Genomic DNA, 19,015 nt, shown 5'->3' with positions numbered 1-19,015 from the left:
GCTCGCCGCGGCCAGCGCCGCCCCGCGCCTGGCCGGCGCCCCCGCCGTGCTCACCGATACCCGCGTCGAGCTGGCCATCGGCGAGTCGCTGGCCAACTTCACCGGCCGCACCCGCCCGGCAATCACCGTCAACGGCTCGCTGCCCGCGCCCATCCTGCGCTGGCGCGAAGGCCAGACCGTGGACCTGTTCGTGCGCAACACGCTCGATCGCCACCCCACTTCCATTCATTGGCACGGCATCCTGCTGCCGGCCAACATGGACGGCGTGCCTGGCCTCAGCTTCAACGGCATCGGCCCCGGCGAGACCTACCACTACCACTTCCAGCTGAAGCAGTCGGGCACCTACTGGTACCACAGCCATTCGATGTTCCAGGAGCAGGCCGGCCTGTACGGCGCACTCATCATCGACCCTGCCGAACCGGCGCCGTACCACCACGACCGCGAGCATGTGATCCTGCTCTCGGACTGGACCGACATGGACCCGGGCGCGCTGTTCCGGCGCATGAAGAAGCTCGCCGAGCACGACAACTACTACAAGCGCACCCTGCCCGACTTCGTGCGCGACGTGCGCCGCGATGGCTGGTCGGCCACCCTGGCCGACCGCGGCATGTGGGGCCGGATGCGGATGACGCCCACCGACATCTCCGACGTCAACGCCCACACCTACACCTACCTGATGAACGGCACGGCGCCGGCCGGCAACTGGACCGGCTTGTTCCGCAGCGGCGAGAAGGTGTTGCTGCGCTTCATCAACGGCGCCTCGATGACCTACTTCGACGTGCGCATTCCCGGCCTGAAGATGACCGTGGTCGCCGCCGACGGCCAGTACATCCATCCGGTCAGCATCGATGAGTTCCGCATCGCCCCGGCCGAGACTTACGACGTGCTGGTGGAACCGACCGGCCAGGATGCCTTCACTCTCTTCTGCCAGGACATGGGCCGCACCGGCTTCGCCGCCGGCACCCTCGCCGTGCGCCACGGTCTGCAGGCCCCGGTTCCGCAGCGCGACCCGCGCCCGCTGCTGACGATGTCAGACATGGGCCATGACATGGCCCATGTCTCAGGTATGTCGGGCCACGACATGGGCGGCCACGGTGGCCACGACATGGCCGCGATGAAGAGCATGGAAGGCGGCTGCGGCGCCAGCATGGGCCATGGTGCCCACGGTAATGCCAGCGCCAGCAAGGCACCAAAGCATCCGGCCAGCGAACGCAACAACCCGCTGGTGGACATGCAGAGCTCGGCCAGCGAACCGAAGCTGGATGACCCCGGCATCGGCCTGCGCGACAACGGCCGCCAGGTGCTGACCTACGGCGCCATGCACAGCCTGTTCGAAGACCCCGATGGCCGCGAGCCCAGTCGCGAGATCGAGCTGCACCTGACCGGGCACATGGAGAAATTCGCCTGGTCGTTCGACGGCATTCCTTTCGCCAGCGCCGAACCGCTGCGGCTGAACTACGGCGAGCGCATGCGCATCGTGCTGGTCAACGACACGATGATGCAGCACCCGATCCACCTGCATGGCGTGTGGAGCGACGTGGAAAACGCGCAGGGCGAATTCCAGGTGCGCAAGCACACTGTGGACATGCCGCCGGGCACCCGCCGCAGCTACCGCGTGCGCGCCGATGCGCTCGGCCGCTGGGCTTACCACTGCCATCTGCTGTACCACATGGAAGCGGGGATGATGCGCGAAGTGAGGATCGAAGAATGAGCCGTCACCTCTCCTGCAGCCTGCTGGCCCTGGGCCTGGCCACTGCCCTGCCCACGTTCGCGCAGTCGCATGACGCGCATGCCGGCCATGACATCGCCGCGCCCGCAAAGGCGCCGGTCGACCATTCGAAAGTGGACCATTCCAAGATGGATCATTCGAAGATGGACCATTCCACGATGGACCATTCGGCAATGGGGCACGAAATGCCCATGACCGCGCCGAGTGAACCGCGCGAACCGATCCCGGTGCCCACCGACGCCGACCGCGCCGCCGCCTTCCCGCCCATCGACCACGGCGCCATGCAGCACGCGCCGGAGATCAACAGCCTGCTGCTGATCGATCGCCTGGAACACTGGGACGGCCAGAACGGGAATGGCCAGGCCTGGGAAGCCACCGGCTGGATCGGCGGCAACATCAACCGCCTGTGGCTGCGCAGCGATGGCGAGCGCAGTGGCAGCCGCACCGAGTCTTCGTCGCTGGAGGCGCTGTACGGCCGCAGTGTGTCGCCGTGGTGGGACGTGCTGGTCGGCGTGCGCCAGGATTTCAGCCCCGCCGATTCGCGCACCTGGGCCGCCATCGGCATCCAGGGCCTGGCACCGTACAAGTTTGAAAGCTCGGCCACGCTCTACCTGGGCTCCGGCGGGCAGGTGCTGGCCAAGGCCGAAGTGGAGTACGAGGTGCTGCTGACCAACCGGCTGATCCTGCAGCCGGTGGTGGAGGCCACGCTGGCAGCCAAGGACGAACCGGAATACGGCATCGGCCGCGGCCTTGACAAGGTCGAGACCGGCCTGCGCCTGCGCTACGAGTTCAGCCGACGCTTCGCGCCGTACATCGGCATCAGCCACGAGCGCAGTTTCGGTGATGCGGCCGACGCTGCCGGTGACCACGCACGCGATACGCGCTGGGTAGCCGGTGTGCGTATGTGGTTCTGAAGCACGGCAGGGCCCCGGCGATCGCCGGGGCCCGCTACACTGCGCCGCGTTCCATTCCGTACACCGCCATGTCCCTGCAGATCCGCCGCGCCACCCTGGCCGATGCCGAAGCGCTTTCGGCCATCGCCATTGCCACCTATACCGAAACCTGGGGCGACTCGTATCCGCCGCAGGAGCTGGGCGTGTTCCTGCAGGAGCACTACGGCATCGTGCCACAGCGCGAGGAACTGTCCGACGAGCGCAGCGCGGTCTGGCTGCTGCTGGATGACGAGGCGGTGGTGGGTTACCTGGCAGCCGGTGCCAACACCCTGCCGCATGCCGAGGCACGCGAGGGCGACATCGAACTGAAGCGGCTGTACATCCTGGCTGCTCACCAGAACGGCGGGCATGGCGCACGACTGATGGACACGTTCATCGCCTGGCTGGACCAGCCACAGCGCCGCATCCTGTGGGTGGGCGTGTGGGAGGAGAACTTCGCCGCGCAGCGCTTCTATGCGCGCTACGGTTGTGAAAAAGCCGGCGAGTACGATTTCATCGTTGGAAGCACGCGCGACCGCGAGTTCATCCTGCGCCGGCCGTAGAGTCGAGCAACAGCCAGTCGAGCGTGGCTCGACGCTACAAACAGCGTCAGAAGTCGAACAGCTCCGACAGGAAGCTTTCCTTCTTCTTTTTCTTGTAACCGTGCCCGTACTGTCCACGGTTCTCATCCTGGCGCTGGCCAAGATGGCGGGTGTCGCGATGCATCACCGGCGGCGGTGCCACCTGCGGTGCGGCCTGCACCGGTGCCGGCGGCGGCACCGCAGCCCCGGCGCGCTCGATGATCTTGTCCAGTTCACCGCGGTCCAGCCACACGCCACGGCAACCCGGGCAGTAGTCGATCTCGATGCCATGGCGCTCAGCCATCTGCAGAGTCTGGGTGGTACACACGGGGCACTGCATGGGCGTCGCTCCTGTTGGTCAGACTTCGACTGTACCTGTACATCGATGACTGTCCGGCAACATGACCGATGGCACAGGGACTAACGGGGCGTGCCCGCGCACGGCCGGCCGCACACACTGCGGCTTCATCCCGCACGGACCGCGCGCATGCCCCGGACGTCCCGCCTGCCTACCGCCGCCCGCGTGCTGCTCGTGCTGCTCGGCGTCGGCCTCGGCCTGAACCTGCGTGACCTCAGCGCCGCCATGGGCCTGCCCATCCCGGCGTTGCCAATGCCCTATGGCGGCAGCCTGCTCGATAACGCCTTGGCCGTACTGGTGGCGGTACTGCTCGCCGTCCTGCTGCGCCCCCGCGGCGTGGGTCTGGCCGCCAGCCTCGGCCTGCGCTGGAACGGCGCCAGCGGGCCGGCCTGGGTGCTGCTGGCCAGCCTGCCGTGCTGGCTGGGCCTGGCGATGCTCGGCACGCCGAACACCGCGTTGACCGCGTTGGACGCCAGCATGCTGGCCGTCCTGTTCCCGCTGGCCGAGGAAGTGCTGTTTCGTGGCCTCGGCTTCGTGCTGCTGGTGAAGATCGTGCGCGGCCCCTGGCCCCTGCTGGCGCTGCCGCAGGCGCTGCTTTTCGGCATGGTGCACTGGCTCGGCTTCGGCGGCTTCGAGGGCGGCGGCATGGCCCTGTTCGTCGGCATGGTCATCGCCCTGGGCGGGTTCATCTTCGCCTGGCTCGACCATCTGGACGGTGACACCCTGTGGTGCGGCCTGGCCCTGCACGTGTCGATGAACCTGGCCTGGAACGTGTTCAGCCTCGATGACGCGGTCGCCTTGGGCTGGCAGGCCACCAGCCTGCGCATCGGCACAGCCCTACTCGCCGTTGTCGTTTTAGGCGTGCATGTGCGCCGAAAGCGTGCTGTAACGCCGCTTTAGCCCACCCTGCACGCGGGTATCACCTAAAGGTCAAGCATACTTGCGCGCCATTTCTGCCCCCCGCTGTCCGGAGTTGTCGCGTCATGTTGCTGTCCAAGCGCCACGTTGAACCCCGCGTCCTGCTGATCGAGGACGCCGAGGAAACCCGCGAGCTGAGCCGCATGGCGCTGGAGAGCCAGGCCTGCCACGTGGTGGGCGTGAGCTCGGCCGAGGCGGCGCTGGGCCTGCTCGCCGCCGGTGAGCGCTTCGACCTGCTGTTCACCGACGTCAACCTGGGCCTGGTCAGCGGCATCGAGGCCGCCAACCACGTGCGTGGCCTGTACCCGCAGCTGCCCATCCTGGTCACCTCGGGCATGGACCAGCACGCCGTACTGCCGCAGCTGCGTGATGGCATCCACTTCCTGCCCAAGCCGTACAACATGAGCGAGCTGCTGGATGCCATCCGGTTGTGCTTCCGCCACGCCGATGCCGGCGTGTTGACCGGCCCGGACGCGCAGGCGGCCTGAAGCAGTCATCCACGCCATGCGTGGGTGGCCCCTACTGTCGCTCGACCGTGCAGGGCACCTGATCAGACCACCCGGCCCACCTGCAGCTTGCGACCACAGCGCTGCGACATCACCGCATTCCATCCACGTCCGTGCTTCATCCGCATTTCTCGTGTGGCCATCGGCGCTATCAAGGCTGGGCCGGCGGGTGCGCCGGGAACAGCGTACGCAGCGCCTGCAGCGCCGCCGGGTGGTAGACCGTGCCGTGGGTTTCCTGCGGGAACGGCTGATAGCCGGCCAGTACCGACGGCGAAGTTCCCTGCAGCAAAACGCTCAGTTGCTGCGTGGTCCGCGCCAGCTCCGGCTGCCCGCTGCTGGCCAGGAATACCCGCGGCTTGGCCTTGGCCACCGCCGGCAGCAGCTTCGGCGCCGTGGCCAACAGCGCGCCCTTGTTCCACCACAGGCTCGGGTCCAGCGCGATGTAGCTGTTGAACAGCGTCGGTTCCTGCAGCAGGGTTTCGACCACGAACAGACCCGCCAGCGATTCGCCGATCAGCGCGCGCTCGTCGGTGGTCGGGTAGCGCTGTCGCACCTCCGGCATCAGTTCGTCACGCAGGAAGGTGCGGTAGGCGGCCGAACCACCAATGCGCGGTGCGATTTTCTGGTCCTCCGGGACGCTGTTGGGGCCGGTCATGTCGCGGCGGCGCTCGGTGTTCTCGATGCCTACCAGCAGGAACGGACGCATGCTGTCGTTGCCGCTCAGTACCTGCACCAGGCCGGCGACGTGCAGGAAGTCCTCGCCGATGCCACCGTCGGGCATGTACAGCACCGGCAACGGCGTCTCCGGGTCCAGGCCCCAAGGCTGCGGGCGGTACACGTTGATGCGGCGGGTTTCGCCCAGCACCTTCGACTCGATGGTGAAGGTCTCGCCGATCACCAGCGGGCTGGCGGGCACAGCCTGCGCGTTCGGCGCCGGTTCGGCCGCCATCAACGGTGGGGCGGAGACGGCGGACAACAGCAGCGACAGAACGATCAAGCGCATGGAGCAACCCATCCTGGGAAAGAAGCCGAGCATAGCGCCCTGCTCGGGCCAATAGCGCTGTGCAATGCTACCCTGCCCTCTTCACTACAGGGAGTTGGAACATGGGTGGATTCAGCATCTGGCATTGGCTCATCATTCTGGCGGTCATCCTGATCCCGCTCGGCATCGTGGCCGCGATCGTCGCAATTGCCCGCAGGAAGTAGATCCATGCCATGCGTGGATGAACGACCGCGCGATGACGTCCGTTGACCCGTGCCCCGCGTACATGACCTGACTGGCGCGATCACTTCTGTAGACCCGAGCCCACGCTCGGCTGCTCTTGCGCGAGTGGGCGGCCCAAGCACAGCCCTCCTCGAACCTGTTGCATACGCACAGAAAATCAGGCCTCAAGGCCGCCCGCCCAGCTACCATGCAAAGAAAAAGTGAAGCCAGCTTTACAAGCGCCGCCTCACAACAGATGGCCCACGCAGTGCAGTTCGCGACATTTCCCGACGCAATTCACCAGGCACTGAAGCAGATGCGTCGCATGTTGTCGTTTGCGGCGTCAGACATGCCTGCGACACTCTCTCTGCGCGCGTGGACTTCTCAGGTCCTTCGGAAAACTCCGATTGCATTCCAGGCGCGGGCGTAACCAACATGCCGCGCCACCGACAACGGGTGGCACCGGGCCTGCAAGTCCGTAGTGACATTCACGCTGTTGTTTACGCTCGCCCGTCGGCACCGTTCTGAAATGGTGCCGACGGGCGATCCGTCGGACTTTATGGCGGGCGATGCGTGGGGGTTTTCGGGCCCGCCGGTTAACTGCTTACTTTCATCCCGGCTTGCAACCACGCATCGCCAGTCACCATCCTGCGCGGTGGCACGCCCACTCCGCAGCCGAGGAAGCCGCGATGACCGACCGTCCGCCCTACGCTTCATATACGCCAGCGCTAACGATGACAATGACCACCCTACGCCCGAACTGAGCACTTTTCTGGGCTGCCTCATGTGCCGGGATCTGGGGCCGGAATAGGCGCTGCTCTTAAAAAAAATCGGCCGATACTCGCCAGCCCGTCTGCATCCGTACTGCACAGCGATCGTCTGCGCGGCAACACCAGCCCAACTGTCCGATGGTGCTGTCCAACTTGTACAGACGAAAAATGTCGCTGGCCTCGTCGCGGGGAATGAGAACCGCGACACAATTTCGCGAGAGGCGCCCGCATATCCTCGATATTCTTTCAAGAAACTCACTGGCCTGATTTCAACCCATCCTTACAAGGAAGTTAAGATGAAATGGAAATCCCTCGCGTCCGTTGCAGTGCTCGTCGTCTCGGGCAACCTCTCTGCGCAGATACCTCCTGCCGAATCGGATGCCGAAAAGGAAATGGAGACACTTGTTCATGCCTACACTGCAAAGCATCCTGAAGTCTCGGTGGACGCGGCGATTACCCGCCTGGCAGTCCAGGGAGAACTCAATCAGGCTTTCGAGAGTCTCAGCGCCGAGTTTACCGACCGCCTGTCAGCAATATCATTGAGGCATGCACCCGATCAGCACATCCTGGTGGAGCTGACCGGAAATAGCCCGGTGCCCGATCGGTTGATCGGGACAGACAGCGGGACCACGCGCGTCACCTTCGAAACAGGCAACGTTCATACCGAGCAGGAGTTCTACCAGATACTCGAACGCCATACGCCACTGATCTACAGCCTTATCCCAGGGGTCAGCGGCATCTCCGGCTTCCCAGGCGACAACCGCGTCGTGATACTGATTGAGGGAGACGCTGCGCTTGCCGATAGTCTGAGGACTAACGTACGCAAGCTTGAGCGCGTCACAGGCTTCCAGATCAGTCTTGAGGCGGACAATCCCAGATCCCGGAATGCCGCGTACGTAGTAGGCGGCGCGGTGCTTCAAAGCAACAATTCCTACTGCACGAGCGGTTTTCCGGTGAAGCACACCGCTACCGGGCGAAGGGGCATCACCACAGCCGGTCATTGTCCCAACGACTTCATCTACGGAAACTACGCCACTGGAGCGGGCAAGTACACGCTACCACTCACCTACGTCGATGGCATCGAAGATGCCAGTCACGATGTGCAATGGCATACGGTTGGCTCCCACACGACATTGAAGGAGGTCTATGGCACCTCCACATCCGACTACAGCAGGCGGTCGATCATGTACATGTGGACCAACGCAAAGGTCGGCCAGGAAATGTGCTTCCGTGGAGTAAGAAGCGGCTACAGTTGTGGCGAGGTGGTGGATATCAAGCACAATCCCGGAATCGCTTGCGGCCCCGGCGAGAACCTTCCTTGTGCCAATGCCTGGATACGAATCACAGGCAATCAACTGGCATGCGGAGAAGGTGACAGTGGTGCGGCCATCTTCCAGGGAAGCAATGGGTACGGAATCGTGTCCAAGGCCAACTCCACCACCCCGCTGAAGGGCGACTGCAAGGGAGTTACCGCAATGCCATGGGGGGCGATGTCGGTGCTCGGTCTCGAATAGGGCTGACATCCCCCGTCAGCGCTCGATCGCGGATTCCCGGCAGAGGATTGCATCAGTGCGGGGATCCATCGTCCGCCATTCGCCTTGCAAGGGCGACCACCGTCCCGCGCCGAAGTGTTCATTCTTAGGTCTCATTGTTCCTGCAAAAAGATCGGTGCGCGTGGGCCTTGCACGTCTTTTGCAACACGGCAATGAATTCCCGGCGCAGGCGCACCAACCTTCACGCCACCGGCAATGGGTGGCACTGCGCGTGCAGGCCTGCTGAGACAGGTCGCATTTTGTCTGCGCTCACCCGTAGGCACGGTCCCCGGACCGCGTCGGCGGGTGAGCTGCCGGTCTTTATGGTAGGCAGTACGTGCCTGCCGACAGGCCATGGCCCGCGTAGAACGCGCAGCCATCGGCATGCTCACCGTGGCGCAAATGCTGCGCGCCGCCGAACGCTGCCGGCTGATGGCCAGACCCGAGCGTCATCTGGAGGAAGGCGTGGTCGGTGGCCTGTTCATGGCCTGCCGTGGGCCGGCCGAACTGGTGCGCAGGAAGTGCGGCCGGAATAACTGCATCGTCATCGAGTACCGGCCCAATTCTTACGGACACTCTCAAAACTTACAGGTATCGAAGACCTGATATACGACCCATGGTATCTAGGCGGCGGGACACACGAATCGCGAAACGGCACCAGTCTTGACCCGCACATCGATGCGAACTATCACCCAGTGGAACCGTGGCATCGCCGCCTTAACGTCGTGCTCTATCTAAACAGACATTGGGAAGATGAGTGGGGCGGTTGCTTGGAACTGTTCCATGATCCCCAGTCACTGTCGACCGCTGATCGACACGTAACGCCGGCCTTCAAGCGCTGTGCCATCTTTGAGACGTCGGAGCGTTCATGGCACGGTTTCAGCCAGATCCGCCTTCCACCAGCGAAAGCACATCTCACCCGGCGCTCCATCGCGCTCTTTTTCTACACTTTAGAAAGGCCCGCCGTTGAAACCATCGACCGGCATACCGTGCACTATGTGAAGCGACCACTACCCGTCCACTTCACATCAGGTCACGTCCTCAGCGCCTCTGACGTCGCATGCATCCACGACGCGATATCGCAACGGGACGCGCACATCCGCCAGCTCTATGACCAAAATGCGGCACTTCGTAATGCTCAGGATTCCGGTACGGGAGGCGCGCTTCTTTACTGGGCGAAACGAGCGTACCTTCGCCTACGCTTGAGACGGTAAGCCCTGCATATCCAGCAGGTACGCGCCATGCCCGTCTACGACGGCACCAAGGCATGAAAAAGGCGCCCGTGAGGCGCCTTGGTCATCGCTGCATTGGTGGGCCGTGATGGATTCGAACCATCGACCAAAAGATTAAAAGTCTTCTGCTCTACCGACTGAGCTAACGGCCCGTGCATGCCCTGCCTTTCGGCGGGGTCGGCATTTTAACCTACTTTGATGGCTGGGTGGGAGATCAGAAGCGTGCGAACCAACGGTTCGCACCTACCAGGGCAGGTTGGTAGCAATGGGCCATGCCCGGCGAAGAGCGTGCGAACCAACGGTTCGCACCTACCAGGGCAGGTCGGTAGCGCCGGGCCATGCCCGGCGAAGAGCATGCGAACCAGCGGTTCGCACCCACCGGGGGCTGGTTCGGATGCCGGCCAGCGGCCGGCACTACCGAATGCCGGCCAGCGGCCCGCATCATTACGCGTACAGCGTCGGGTCGGCTACGCCGGCATCGGCGAAGCCCTGCGCGCGCAGGCGGCAGGCATCGCAGTGGCCGCAGGCGGCGCCGTTGGCGTCGGCGTTGTAGCAGGAGACGGTCAGGCCGAAATCCACGCCCAGGCGCACGCCTTCGCTGACGATCTGCGCCTTGCTCAGGAACTGCAGCGGCGCGTGCACGGTGATGCCCGCCCCTTCCACGCCCGACTTGGTGGCCAGGTTGGCCAGCGCCTGGAAGGCGGCGATGAATTCGGGGCGGCAATCCGGGTAGCCCGAATAGTCCACCGCGTTGACGCCGCAGAAGATGTCGTTGGCACCGAGCACTTCGGCCCAGCCCAGCGCCAGCGACAGCATGATGGTGTTGCGCGCCGGCACGTAGGTGACCGGGATGCCCTCGCCACCCGCTTCGGGCACGTCGATGTCATCAGTCAGGGCCGAGCCGCCGATGCTGCGCAGGTCGACGTCCACGGTCTTGTGGGCGATGACGCCCTGGGCCTTGGCCACGCGCACGGCGGCGTCCAGCTCAGAGGTGTGGCGCTGGCCATAACGCACGCTCAGGGCATGCACGGCGAAGCCCTGTTCCTGGGCCATGGCGATGACGGCGGCTGAATCCATGCCGCCGGAGAGAAGCACGACTGCCTTCTTCATGGGCAAAACATCCGGTTGGGAGGGGAAAGCCAGCACGCTGTCCCGCGCCGGAACTACATCAGGGCACCACGCCCGGGCTCATCGGCCCGGCTCGTCGTTCCACAGAATCTTGTGCAGCTGCATCTGGAAGCGCACCGGCAGCCGGTCTTCGACGATCCAGTCGGCCAGCTGGCGCGCGGTGATCTCACCCTTGCTGGGCGAGAAAAACACGGTGCAGCGCTTCACCAGGTCGTGCTCGGCGAGCATACCCTTGGCCCAGTCGTAATCTTCGCGGCTGCAGATGACGAACTTGATCTGGTCGCGGGCGGTCAGCAGCGGCAGGTTTTCCAGACGGTTGCGCGCGGCTTCGGCCGAGCCCGGGGTCTTGATGTCCACGACGCGCGACACGCGCGGGTCGACCGCGCTGACGTCCAGCGCGCCGGAGGTTTCCAGCGAGACGTCCATGCCGGCATCGCAGAGCTTCTGCAGCAGCACCAGGCAGCGCTTCTGCGCCAGCGGCTCGCCGCCGGTCACGCAGACATGGCGCACGCCTTGGGCCAGCACCTCGGCCACGATGTCGTCGATATCCCACCAAGTGCCGCCGTGGAAGGCGTAGGCCGTGTCGCAGTAGTTGCAGCGCAGCGGGCAGCCGGTCAGGCGCACGAACACGGTCGGCCAGCCGGCGGTATCGGCTTCACCCTGCAGCGAGGTGAAGATCTCGGTGATCTTCAGCCGGGGCAGCGGCGACTGCACGATTTCGCTGGGGGTAGCGACGGCGGCGGACGGGGAAACGGCGGTCATGGCGGGGACTTCTTCATGGGGCGGGCGGCCGGATCAGCAGGCGCCGGAAACGAAAGCAGCCGAGCATGGGCTCGGCTCTACAGGTTACGTATTGTACGCCGGGTCAGCGGATCAGCGGATCTGCTTGCCCAGGCGGATCGACTGCAGGCGGTCCTGCGCGGTGCGCGCGGCGTCCGAGCCCGGGTACTGCACCACGACGGTTTCCAGGATCTGCTGGGCCTGGTCGACCTTGCCTTCGCCATACAGCGAGAGGCCAACCTTGAGCAGGCCGCCGGAGGCCTTGTCGTGGGTGGGATAACGCGAGATCAGTTCGCGGAACTGGGTCTCGGCCATCGGGAAATTGCGGGTGGCGTAGTAGCTCTCACCCAGCCAGTACAGCGCATTGGGGGTGTAGACGCCGTTCGGGTACAGCTCGAGGAAGCTCAGGAACAGCTGCGCCGAATCGTCGTACTTGCCAGCCTTGAGGGCATCGAAGGCGACGTTGTACGAGGTGCGTTCGTCACCGGTCGCCGCCAGGCTGCCCGGGTCGCCGTGCACCGAAGGCGGCCGCTCGGAAGTGGCCGCTGCAGTGGGCTGCGCCGGGGCCGCAGGGGCCGTCGACGAGGTGGCCGGAACAGGCGGCAGGGCCGGCGCTGCATTGCCCCCTTCCAACCGGTTCAGGCGGCTGTCCAGATCCAGGTACTGGTCCTGGGCGGACTGCTTGAGCTGGGCGTTTTCGTGCTGGATCTGCTCGAGGGTCGACTGCAGGCTGGTGACCTGCTGCCGCAGCTGATTGATCTGGTTCAACAGGTCCTGGTTGGCACTGTTGTTGTACATCTGCTGCTCGAGGGAACCGACACGGTCGGCCAGGCTCTGCCGCTGTGCGTGCGCCGGTGCGGCAGCCACGAGGGCTGCCGCAACGACCAGCATCAGTTTGATGCCAATGCGCATGGATTACTGCGCGGTGTAGACGATTTCGACGCGACGGTTCTGCGACCAGCAGGACTCGTTCGACTCGGTGCAGACCGGACGCTCTTCACCGTAGGACACGACGGTCAGCTGCGAAGCCGAGCCACCGTTGGCCTGCAGGGCCGAGTTGACGCCGTTGCCACGACGCTCGCCCAGGGCCTGGTTGTACGCGCGCGAACCGCGCTCGTCGGTGTGGCCCTGCAGGGTGATGCGCGAGGACGGACGGTCACGCAGGTACTTGGCGTGGCACGCCATGATGGCCTGGAATTCCGGCTTCACGTCTTCCTTGTCCAGGTCGAAGTAGACAACGCGCTGGCGCAGGCAAGCGTCGGTGTCCAGGTCACCCGGGCCGTACAGGCCGGAGGTGGCCGGAGCGGTCGGGGCGGTGGTCGAACCGGTGTCGACCGGGGCTGCCGGCTCTTCCTTCACCTTCTTCGAGCAACCGGCCAGGACGGCCACAGACAGCAGGGAAACAAGCAGAACGCGGGTGGACTTGTTCATGGCAATACCTTTGTGGCTCCTAGGCCGATGAGGGGTCAATACAGGAAAATATTAACACTCTTTTAGCGTTGGGTACGGTATGGCGACCAAGCCGGTTCGCGCACGTCACCATCGGCCAGCACCAGGCGCTGGCGAACGCGCCCATCGGCCGACACGGCATACAGCACACCACGGCCACCTTCGCGTGCGGCGTACAGCACCATGCTCGCGTTCGGGGCGAAGCTCGGCGACTCGTCCAGCGAGCCGACCGACAGGGTGTTCCAGCGCGGGGAGCCCAGCGAGCTGTCCATCACCGCGATCTTGTAGCTGTTGCCCGAGCCCTGTGCCACGGCGATCTTCTTGCCGTCATAGGACACCGAGGGCTTGGCGTTGTAGTTGCCCTGGAAGGTCACGCGCTCGGCACTGCCGCCGCCGGCGCCCACCTTGTAGACCTGCGGACGGCCGCCGCGGTCGGAGGTGAAGTACACCGCGCTGCCGTCCGGGGCCCAGGTCGGCTCGGTATCGATGGCGAAGTGGTTGGTCAGCTGGGTCAGCTGCTTGCTGCCCAGGTCCATCACGTAGATTTCGGGGTTGCCCGAGCGCGACAGGGTCAGGGCCAGCTTGCGGCCGTCCGGCGAGAAGGCCGGGGCGCTGTTGATGCCGCGGAAGCTGGTGACCAGCTCACGGGCGCCGGTGGAGATGTTCTGGATGTAGATGGCCGAATTGCCACGCTCGAAGCTGACGTAGGCCAGCTTGCCGCCATCCGGGCTCCACGACGGCGACAGCAGCGGCTCGGCCGAGCGGACGATGGTCTGCGGGTTGTAGCCATCCGAGTCGGCGACCATCAGCGCGTAGCGCATGGCATCGCCCTTGCCGCTGGCGGTGACATAGGCAATGCGGGTCCAGAACGCGCCGCGCACACCGGTGATCTTCTCGTAGATGGCATCGGCCATCTGGTGGGCCACGTCGCGCATGGCGTTGCCGCGTGCGGTCATGGCCAGGCCCAGCAGGCGCTCGCCCTTGGGCACGTCGAACAGTTCGTACTCGACGCGATAGGCGCCGGCACCGGCGTCAACGACGCGGCCGACGACGATGTAGTTCTGCTTCAGCGCGCGCCAGGTCGGGAACTGGATCTCGCCGCCACGGGTCGGCTTTTCCACGATCTGCGCTTCGGGCAGCGTGCGGAACTGGCCCGAACGCTCCAGGTCGGCGCGGACGACGCCAGCCACATCGGTCTGCGGGGCGCCGGCCGAACCCTGGTAGGGCATCGGCACGATGGTGATCGGCAGCGCGGAGGCATTGCCGCCGATGATGTCGATATCCAGCCCCTTCTGCTGCGCGACGGCAGCGAAAGGCAACAACAAGGCCGCAAACACGGCAAGCCAGCGAGGCATCTTCTTCATGGAGCGCTCAATAAAGGGGAAACCGGACAGATGGATAACAAAACGGGGGTGAACCGCTTCGCAATCATGAACCAAGGGTACGTGAAAGCAGAGTCACTTGAGCGCCCTCAATCACGCAGCTTTAACGAAAACCCAGAACCTTTTGCCTACTCAGCAACGAAGGTCAGCTGCAGATTCCGCACATAGACGCGCTCGAATCCCTTGCTGGGCAAGGGCTGGGCTCTGCGGACCGCATCTTCGAGCGATGTCCGCCCGACCGCGTCGAACTGGCATTCCGGCTGCGCCTGGACGTCGATAACGGTACCGCTAGGCAACTGCAGGATCCGCACGGAGCAGCGCTGGCCCGGGAGCACCGAGGCCGGACGAAGCCAGTGCTCCAGGACCCGCGCGCGGATGGCATCGCCGTAAGCCTGCGTCAGCGCATCATCATCCATAGTGCGGGCCGGAGCAGAGCGCTCGGCGGCCGATAGCGCCAACGCCATCGGCAGCAACAGCCCGAAAGCAGACAGCCGAAGCGCCGCCGACTTGGCCGGTCCTCCCCAGCGCTGGCAACGGGCCTCTACCATCCCGTCAGTCCTGCGCCGTGAAGGTGAAGTTGATCGTGCGGTTGAACACCGACTCGAAGCCGCGATACGGCAACGGCTGGGCATTGAGCACGGCGGCTTCGATCGAACGCTTGCCGGCTTCGTCGTACGGGCAGTTGGCGCCCACCCTGGCCTGCAGCACCTGGCCGCCCGGGATCTGGGTGATCGTCACCTGGCAGCGCTGGCCCAGCGGCACGCTGTCCGGACGCGTCCAGGCATCACGCACCTTGGCCTGGATGGCCGCAGCGTACTTGGCGGAAAGATCATCGCTGGTGCCACCTCCACCGGCGGCCGGCTGGGCGGCACCAGTGCTGCCGGCCGGGGTCGTGCCTGCGGCATTGCGGGCGGCGGCCACCTGGCGCAGCTTCTGCTCGGCCAGCTTGGCCTCCTTCTCGGCCTGCTCGCGCTTGGCCCGGATGTCGGCGATCTTCTTCTGCCGCTCGGCCTCGGCCTTGTCAGCCGCCACCTTCTGCTGGTCAGCGATCTTCTTCTTGGCGTCCTCTTCCTGCTGCTTGGCCAGGCGCGCCTTCTGCTCGGCTTCTTCCTGGCGCTTGCGTTCGGTCAGGTCGATCTGTTCCTGGCGGCGCTTGGCTTCCTGCTCCTGCTTGGCCTTTTCCTGGGAGATGGCCAAGGCATTGGCGGCTTCCTGGTCCTTGGTATCCGGCTGCGCCACGCGCTCCTGCGCCTGTTGCTGCTGCGTCGTGGGTGCGTCCTGCGGGCGCGGCTCCTCGATCGGCTGCGGCGGCGGGATGGTGTCTTCCGGCACGGGCACCGGCACCGGCTCGGCGACCGGTTCGGGCAGGTCTTCCAGTTTTTCCGACTGGCGCAGGGCCTGGCGCGCGGCGGCGGCCTCGGAGGAGGACAGCGCCAGGCTGGCCTCTACCGACGGGTCGCCGGCGGCGGCTTCGGTATTGCGCTCCGGCGACCACAGCCAGGCCACGATGAAGACCAGCGCGACCAGCACGTGCACCAGCACGGCCAGCGCCAGGGGCAGGCCCCAGCCCGGTTCCTGCTTGTGCGACGGTGGCAGGATGTCAGCGTGCATCGGTGGCCAGGCCTACCTTTTCGATCTTGGCGCGCTTGATGACATCCATCGCGTCGACAACCTTCTCGTAGGCCACGGCACGGTCGGCGGCGACGATCACGCGCACGTCCTTGTCCTGTGCGGCGATGCCGGTCAAGCGGCCCAGCAGCTCCTCGGCGCTGACTGCGGTCGGCTCCTTGGCGTCGGGCAGCTTCAGGCTCAGCTGGCCGTCCTGGCGGACCGAGACGACCACCGGGTCCTGCTTGCTTTCCAGCGCCTTGGCGTTGGACTGCGGCAGGTCGACATCGAAGCTCAGGGTAAGCAGCGGCGCAGTGACCATGAAGATGATCAACAGCACCAGCATGACGTCGATGTAGGGAACGACGTTGATTTCCGATTTCAGCTTGCGGCGCTTGCGGCGACCGATGGCAGCGGACATGGCTTGGACTCCCGGGTCAGTCGCTTACTCGTCGCCTGCGCTCTGGCGCTGCAGGATGGAGCTGAACTCTTCGGCGAAGGTTTCGAACCGCACCGACATGCGTTCCACGCGGGTGGTGAAGCGGTTGTAGGCCCACACCGCCGGGATCGCCACGAACAGGCCGATGGCGGTGGCGAACAGCGCTTCCGAAATACCCGGGGCGACGGCGGCGATACCGGCCTGGGCACCGCTGCTGATCATGTCGTGCATGGTCACCATGATGCCGAACACGGTACCGACCAGGCCCACGTACGGGGCGGTGGAGCCGATGTTGGCCAGCAGTTCGAGGTTGCGCTCGAGCTGGTCCACTTCACGGGTGTAGGTGGTGCGCATGGCGCGCTGGGCACCTTCCAGCTGCGCGCGGCCGTCCAGGCGACGCTTGTCGCGCAGGCGGCTGTACTCGCGGAAACCGGATTCGAAGATGGCTTCGAGGCCGCCGACATTGCGGCTGCGGTCGGTGGCCGAGCTGTACAGCTTGCCCAGGTCGGCGCCGGACCAGAAGCGGTTCTCGAACTCGTCGGCTTCGCGGGTGGCCTGCTTGAAGACGCGGGCCTTGCGGAAAATGATCACCCAGCTGACGAACGAGCCGATCAGCAGCAGCAGCACGATGAGCTTCACCGGCAGGCTGGCCTTGGCCATCAGTTCGAGGTAATTGATGCCGCCGCCGGTGGTGGCCTGGGCAAAGGTCTGGGTCGCGGCGTTGCTGACATCGGCCGGCAGTGCCTCGGTGACCGTGGCCTGCAGGGCCAGGAGCGTTGCGATCATCCGTTGTTCCTCAAAGTTCGGATTCGGGGTGGAGGTGGGGTTGCAGCGCGGCAAGGACGGGTTCGTCCATGCCACGCGGGCGGAAACTTGCCGCGTCCAGTGCGGCGATGCGGACCTGGGCCGACAGCAGAAGCTCGCCGTCGCGCTGGACCCGCTGGTCGAAGACCATGCTGGCCTTCTTCAGCTGGACCAGGGTGGCGCTCACCTGCAGGGCGTCATCCAGCCGGGCCGGCTTGATGAAGTCCATCTGCATCGAACGCACCGCGAACACCATGCCGTGCTCGCTGCGCATGCGCTCCTGGCCGTAGCCCAGCGCGCGCATCCATTCGGTCCGGGCCCGTTCCATGAAGGCCACGTAGCGGGCGTGGTAGACCACCCCGCCAGCGTCCGTATCTTCCCAGTAAATGCGTGTCGGCCAACTGAATCGGGGCTCAACCAACATCGGGAACCTCCGCAAACAGGTCCTGCGGCGGGTTTTTCGGCTTCAGGCCCATGTGCCGGTAGGCCTTGTGGGTGGCCATGCGGCCGCGCGCGGTGCGCACCAGGAAGCCCTGTTGGATCAGATAGGGTTCGACCACGTCTTCCAGGGTGCCGCGCTCCTCGGACAGGGCCGCGGCCAGCGATTCGATGCCCACCGGGCCGCCGTCGAAGTAGTCGACCATGGTCTTCAGCAGGCGCCGGTCGAGTTCATCGAAGCCTTGCGGATCGACCTTGAGCATCTTCATGGCGGCCTGGGCGACGGCTTCGTCGATGTGGCCGCCTGCCTTGACCTGGGCGTAGTCACGCACGCGGCGCAGCAGTCGGTTGGCGATACGCGGGGTGCCACGCGCGCGGCGGGCGATCTCCCCTGCCCCGTCGGCGGTGCAGTCGATGGCCAGGATGGCCGCCGAACGGCGCACGATGCGGGTCAGTTCCTCGACGCTGTAGAACTCCAGGCGCTGGACGATGCCGAAGCGGTCGCGCAGCGGCGCGGTCAGCAGGCCGGCACGCGTGGTGGCGCCGATCAGGGTGAACGGCGGCAGGTCGATCTTGATCGAGCGGGCCGCGGGGCCTTCGCCGATCATGATGTCGATCTGGAAATCTTCCATCGCCGGGTACAGCACTTCCTCGACCACCGGCGACAGGCGGTGGATTTCATCGATGAAGAGCACGTCGTGCGGCTGCAGGTTGGTCAGCAGCGCGGCGAGGTCGCCGGCCTTTTCGATGACCGGGCCAGAGGTCACCCGGAGCGCCACGCCCAGTTCGTTGGCGATGACATGGCTGAGGGTGGTCTTGCCGAGGCCCGGCGGGCCGAAGATCAACACGTGGTCGAGCGCGTCGCCACGGGCCTTGGCCGCTTCGATGTAGATTTCCAGCTGCTCGCGCACCGGCGCCTGGCCGAGATAATCGGCCAGTCGCTTGGGTCGGATGCTGGCGTCGGCGGCGTCATCCTCGCGGGTGGCGCCGGCGCCGATGATGCGATCGTCGGTCATGTGCTGATTATGCGGCAAAAGTACGGGTTTCGACCGGGCTGCGCCCGGCACCCGCAGAGGCAACGGCAACATCCAGAGCAACAGCCGAAGCAGAAGCGGGCATCCCGTAGGATGGCGGGGTGGGTCCGGTTGAGGGGGACGCCGTAAACCCATCCATGGGGGGCTTGGTCGCGGCATCCATGCCGCTCACACCCCCTCAACCGGCCCCA

General features: G+C 65.3%; 21 protein-coding genes and 1 tRNA gene. 8 read left to right on the top strand and 14 right to left on the bottom strand.

Annotated features, from left to right (window positions below; all coding sequences use genetic code 11):
- The 3 genes from DCO49_RS15130 to DCO49_RS15120 all read left to right on the top strand — a co-directional run.
- A partial coding sequence (locus DCO49_RS15130) for a copper resistance system multicopper oxidase (protein WP_116864735.1) occupies positions 1 to 1,711 on the top strand: 1,711 nt, incomplete at its 5' end.
- Complete coding sequence (locus tag DCO49_RS15125; RefSeq protein WP_116864734.1) at positions 1,708 to 2,643, top strand: copper resistance protein B; 936 nt, start codon at positions 1,708 to 1,710, stop codon at positions 2,641 to 2,643. The genes DCO49_RS15130 and DCO49_RS15125, both read left to right, overlap by 4 nt.
- A 68-nt stretch (positions 2,644 to 2,711) precedes the next feature.
- Positions 2,712 to 3,224: a GNAT family N-acetyltransferase gene (locus DCO49_RS15120; protein WP_116864733.1), complete on the top strand. Its 513-nt coding sequence runs from the start codon at positions 2,712 to 2,714 to the stop codon at positions 3,222 to 3,224.
- A 46-nt stretch (positions 3,225 to 3,270) separates the two neighbouring features.
- On the opposite strand, the gene DCO49_RS15115 is transcribed toward DCO49_RS15120, so the two are convergent.
- A complete protein-coding gene (locus DCO49_RS15115; RefSeq protein WP_116864732.1) occupies positions 3,271 to 3,582 on the bottom strand; it encodes a zf-TFIIB domain-containing protein in 312 nt (103 codons plus the stop codon).
- A 147-nt stretch (positions 3,583 to 3,729) separates the two neighbouring features.
- Here DCO49_RS15115 and DCO49_RS15110 point away from each other — a divergent pair, with 147 nt between their 5' ends.
- Positions 3,730 to 4,500, top strand: coding sequence for a CPBP family glutamic-type intramembrane protease (locus tag DCO49_RS15110; protein WP_116864731.1), 771 nt, complete (start codon positions 3,730 to 3,732; stop codon positions 4,498 to 4,500).
- Between the two features lie 83 nt (positions 4,501 to 4,583).
- On the top strand, positions 4,584 to 5,006 hold the full coding sequence (locus DCO49_RS15105) for a response regulator (protein WP_108747225.1): 423 nt from the start codon (positions 4,584 to 4,586) through the stop codon (positions 5,004 to 5,006).
- Positions 5,007 to 5,175: 169 nt separating this feature from the next.
- Here the strand turns inward: DCO49_RS15105 and DCO49_RS15100 are convergent, their stop codons facing one another.
- Complete coding sequence (locus tag DCO49_RS15100; RefSeq protein WP_116864730.1) at positions 5,176 to 6,027, bottom strand: alpha/beta hydrolase-fold protein; 852 nt, start codon at positions 6,025 to 6,027, stop codon at positions 5,176 to 5,178.
- A gap of 1,267 nt (positions 6,028 to 7,294) precedes the next feature.
- Here DCO49_RS15100 and DCO49_RS15095 point away from each other — a divergent pair.
- The 3 genes from DCO49_RS15095 to DCO49_RS15085 all read left to right on the top strand — a co-directional run bounded on the left by DCO49_RS15095 (position 7,295) and on the right by DCO49_RS15085 (position 9,744).
- Positions 7,295 to 8,512 carry a hypothetical protein gene (locus DCO49_RS15095; RefSeq protein ID WP_116864729.1) on the top strand — a complete coding sequence of 406 codons (1,218 nt, stop codon included), beginning with the start codon at positions 7,295 to 7,297 and terminating at the stop codon, positions 8,510 to 8,512.
- A 372-nt stretch (positions 8,513 to 8,884) separates the two neighbouring features.
- Positions 8,885 to 9,136 carry a hypothetical protein gene (locus DCO49_RS15090; protein WP_116864728.1) on the top strand — a complete coding sequence of 84 codons (252 nt, stop codon included), beginning with the start codon at positions 8,885 to 8,887 and terminating at the stop codon, positions 9,134 to 9,136.
- Complete coding sequence (locus DCO49_RS15085; protein WP_116864727.1) at positions 9,067 to 9,744, top strand: 2OG-Fe(II) oxygenase; 678 nt, start codon at positions 9,067 to 9,069, stop codon at positions 9,742 to 9,744. The genes DCO49_RS15090 and DCO49_RS15085 overlap by 70 nt, the downstream gene beginning before the upstream one ends.
- A 94-nt stretch (positions 9,745 to 9,838) precedes the next feature.
- Here DCO49_RS15085 and DCO49_RS15080 read toward each other — a convergent pair.
- The 12 genes from DCO49_RS15080 to ruvB form a co-directional block, all read right to left on the bottom strand.
- A tRNA-Lys gene (locus DCO49_RS15080) sits at positions 9,839 to 9,914 on the bottom strand.
- Positions 9,915 to 10,206: 292 nt separating this feature from the next.
- Positions 10,207 to 10,872 (bottom strand): 7-cyano-7-deazaguanine synthase QueC, encoded by a 666-nt coding sequence (gene queC / locus DCO49_RS15075; protein ID WP_108769721.1) that lies wholly within the window; start codon positions 10,870 to 10,872, stop codon positions 10,207 to 10,209.
- A 78-nt stretch (positions 10,873 to 10,950) separates the two neighbouring features.
- On the bottom strand, positions 10,951 to 11,652 hold the full coding sequence (gene queE / locus DCO49_RS15070) for a 7-carboxy-7-deazaguanine synthase QueE (RefSeq protein WP_108760530.1): 702 nt from the start codon (positions 11,650 to 11,652) through the stop codon (positions 10,951 to 10,953).
- A gap of 111 nt (positions 11,653 to 11,763) precedes the next feature.
- Positions 11,764 to 12,582 carry a tol-pal system protein YbgF gene (gene ybgF / locus DCO49_RS15065; RefSeq protein WP_116864726.1) on the bottom strand — a complete coding sequence of 273 codons (819 nt, stop codon included), beginning with the start codon at positions 12,580 to 12,582 and terminating at the stop codon, positions 11,764 to 11,766.
- 3 nt (positions 12,583 to 12,585) lie between these two features.
- Entirely contained in the window at positions 12,586 to 13,101 is a 516-nt protein-coding gene (pal, locus tag DCO49_RS15060; RefSeq protein WP_116864725.1) for a peptidoglycan-associated lipoprotein Pal, read from the bottom strand.
- Positions 13,102 to 13,163: 62 nt separating this feature from the next.
- Entirely contained in the window at positions 13,164 to 14,483 is a 1,320-nt protein-coding gene (tolB, locus tag DCO49_RS15055; protein ID WP_116864724.1) for a Tol-Pal system beta propeller repeat protein TolB, read from the bottom strand.
- A 146-nt stretch (positions 14,484 to 14,629) separates the two neighbouring features.
- Complete coding sequence (locus DCO49_RS15050) at positions 14,630 to 15,049, bottom strand: TonB C-terminal domain-containing protein (protein WP_165835736.1); 420 nt, start codon at positions 15,047 to 15,049, stop codon at positions 14,630 to 14,632.
- Positions 15,050 to 15,053: 4 nt separating this feature from the next.
- Positions 15,054 to 16,112 (bottom strand): cell envelope integrity protein TolA, encoded by a 1,059-nt coding sequence (tolA, locus tag DCO49_RS15045; protein WP_116864722.1) that lies wholly within the window; start codon positions 16,110 to 16,112, stop codon positions 15,054 to 15,056.
- Positions 16,102 to 16,530 carry a protein TolR gene (gene tolR, locus DCO49_RS15040; RefSeq protein WP_116864721.1) on the bottom strand — a complete coding sequence of 143 codons (429 nt, stop codon included), beginning with the start codon at positions 16,528 to 16,530 and terminating at the stop codon, positions 16,102 to 16,104. The genes tolA and tolR overlap by 11 nt, the downstream gene beginning before the upstream one ends.
- A gap of 24 nt (positions 16,531 to 16,554) precedes the next feature.
- Positions 16,555 to 17,334 carry a protein TolQ gene (gene tolQ, locus DCO49_RS15035; protein ID WP_116864720.1) on the bottom strand — a complete coding sequence of 260 codons (780 nt, stop codon included), beginning with the start codon at positions 17,332 to 17,334 and terminating at the stop codon, positions 16,555 to 16,557.
- A 10-nt stretch (positions 17,335 to 17,344) separates the two neighbouring features.
- Entirely contained in the window at positions 17,345 to 17,776 is a 432-nt protein-coding gene (gene ybgC / locus DCO49_RS15030; RefSeq protein ID WP_116864719.1) for a tol-pal system-associated acyl-CoA thioesterase, read from the bottom strand.
- A complete protein-coding gene (gene ruvB / locus DCO49_RS15025; protein ID WP_116864718.1) occupies positions 17,766 to 18,806 on the bottom strand; it encodes a Holliday junction branch migration DNA helicase RuvB in 1,041 nt (346 codons plus the stop codon). The genes ybgC and ruvB overlap by 11 nt, the downstream gene beginning before the upstream one ends.
- Positions 18,807 to 19,015 lie beyond the last annotated feature (209 nt).

It is taken from the genome of Stenotrophomonas sp. SPM (genome assembly GCF_003105135.1).
GTDB lineage: Bacteria > Pseudomonadota > Gammaproteobacteria > Xanthomonadales > Xanthomonadaceae > Stenotrophomonas.
This window is presented reverse-complemented; position numbering and strand designations above follow the sequence as displayed.

What these genes read in the sequence shown, in the direction of transcription:
- DCO49_RS15125 (WP_116864734.1), top strand. Translation starts at nt 1,708, where the DNA reads ATGAGCCGTCACCTCTCCTGCAGCCTGCTGGCCCTGGGCCTGGCCACT.
- DCO49_RS15120 (WP_116864733.1), top strand. Translation starts at nt 2,712, where the DNA reads ATGTCCCTGCAGATCCGCCGCGCCACCCTGGCCGATGCCGAAGCGCTT.
- DCO49_RS15115 (WP_116864732.1), bottom strand. Translation starts at nt 3,582, where the DNA reads ATGCAGTGCCCCGTGTGTACCACCCAGACTCTGCAGATGGCTGAGCGC.
- DCO49_RS15110 (WP_116864731.1), top strand. Translation starts at nt 3,730, where the DNA reads ATGCCCCGGACGTCCCGCCTGCCTACCGCCGCCCGCGTGCTGCTCGTG.
- DCO49_RS15105 (WP_108747225.1), top strand. Translation starts at nt 4,584, where the DNA reads ATGTTGCTGTCCAAGCGCCACGTTGAACCCCGCGTCCTGCTGATCGAG.
- DCO49_RS15100 (WP_116864730.1), bottom strand. Translation starts at nt 6,027, where the DNA reads ATGCGCTTGATCGTTCTGTCGCTGCTGTTGTCCGCCGTCTCCGCCCCA.
- DCO49_RS15095 (WP_116864729.1), top strand. Translation starts at nt 7,295, where the DNA reads ATGAAATGGAAATCCCTCGCGTCCGTTGCAGTGCTCGTCGTCTCGGGC.
- DCO49_RS15090 (WP_116864728.1), top strand. Translation starts at nt 8,885, where the DNA reads ATGGCCCGCGTAGAACGCGCAGCCATCGGCATGCTCACCGTGGCGCAA.
- queC (WP_108769721.1), bottom strand. Translation starts at nt 10,872, where the DNA reads ATGAAGAAGGCAGTCGTGCTTCTCTCCGGCGGCATGGATTCAGCCGCC.
- queE (WP_108760530.1), bottom strand. Translation starts at nt 11,652, where the DNA reads ATGACCGCCGTTTCCCCGTCCGCCGCCGTCGCTACCCCCAGCGAAATC.
- ybgF (WP_116864726.1), bottom strand. Translation starts at nt 12,582, where the DNA reads ATGCGCATTGGCATCAAACTGATGCTGGTCGTTGCGGCAGCCCTCGTG.
- pal (WP_116864725.1), bottom strand. Translation starts at nt 13,101, where the DNA reads ATGAACAAGTCCACCCGCGTTCTGCTTGTTTCCCTGCTGTCTGTGGCC.
- tolB (WP_116864724.1), bottom strand. Translation starts at nt 14,483, where the DNA reads ATGAAGAAGATGCCTCGCTGGCTTGCCGTGTTTGCGGCCTTGTTGTTG.
- DCO49_RS15050 (WP_165835736.1), bottom strand. Translation starts at nt 15,049, where the DNA reads ATGGTAGAGGCCCGTTGCCAGCGCTGGGGAGGACCGGCCAAGTCGGCG.
- tolA (WP_116864722.1), bottom strand. Translation starts at nt 16,112, where the DNA reads ATGCACGCTGACATCCTGCCACCGTCGCACAAGCAGGAACCGGGCTGG.
- tolR (WP_116864721.1), bottom strand. Translation starts at nt 16,530, where the DNA reads ATGTCCGCTGCCATCGGTCGCCGCAAGCGCCGCAAGCTGAAATCGGAA.
- tolQ (WP_116864720.1), bottom strand. Translation starts at nt 17,334, where the DNA reads ATGATCGCAACGCTCCTGGCCCTGCAGGCCACGGTCACCGAGGCACTG.
- ybgC (WP_116864719.1), bottom strand. Translation starts at nt 17,776, where the DNA reads ATGTTGGTTGAGCCCCGATTCAGTTGGCCGACACGCATTTACTGGGAA.
- ruvB (WP_116864718.1), bottom strand. Translation starts at nt 18,806, where the DNA reads ATGACCGACGATCGCATCATCGGCGCCGGCGCCACCCGCGAGGATGAC.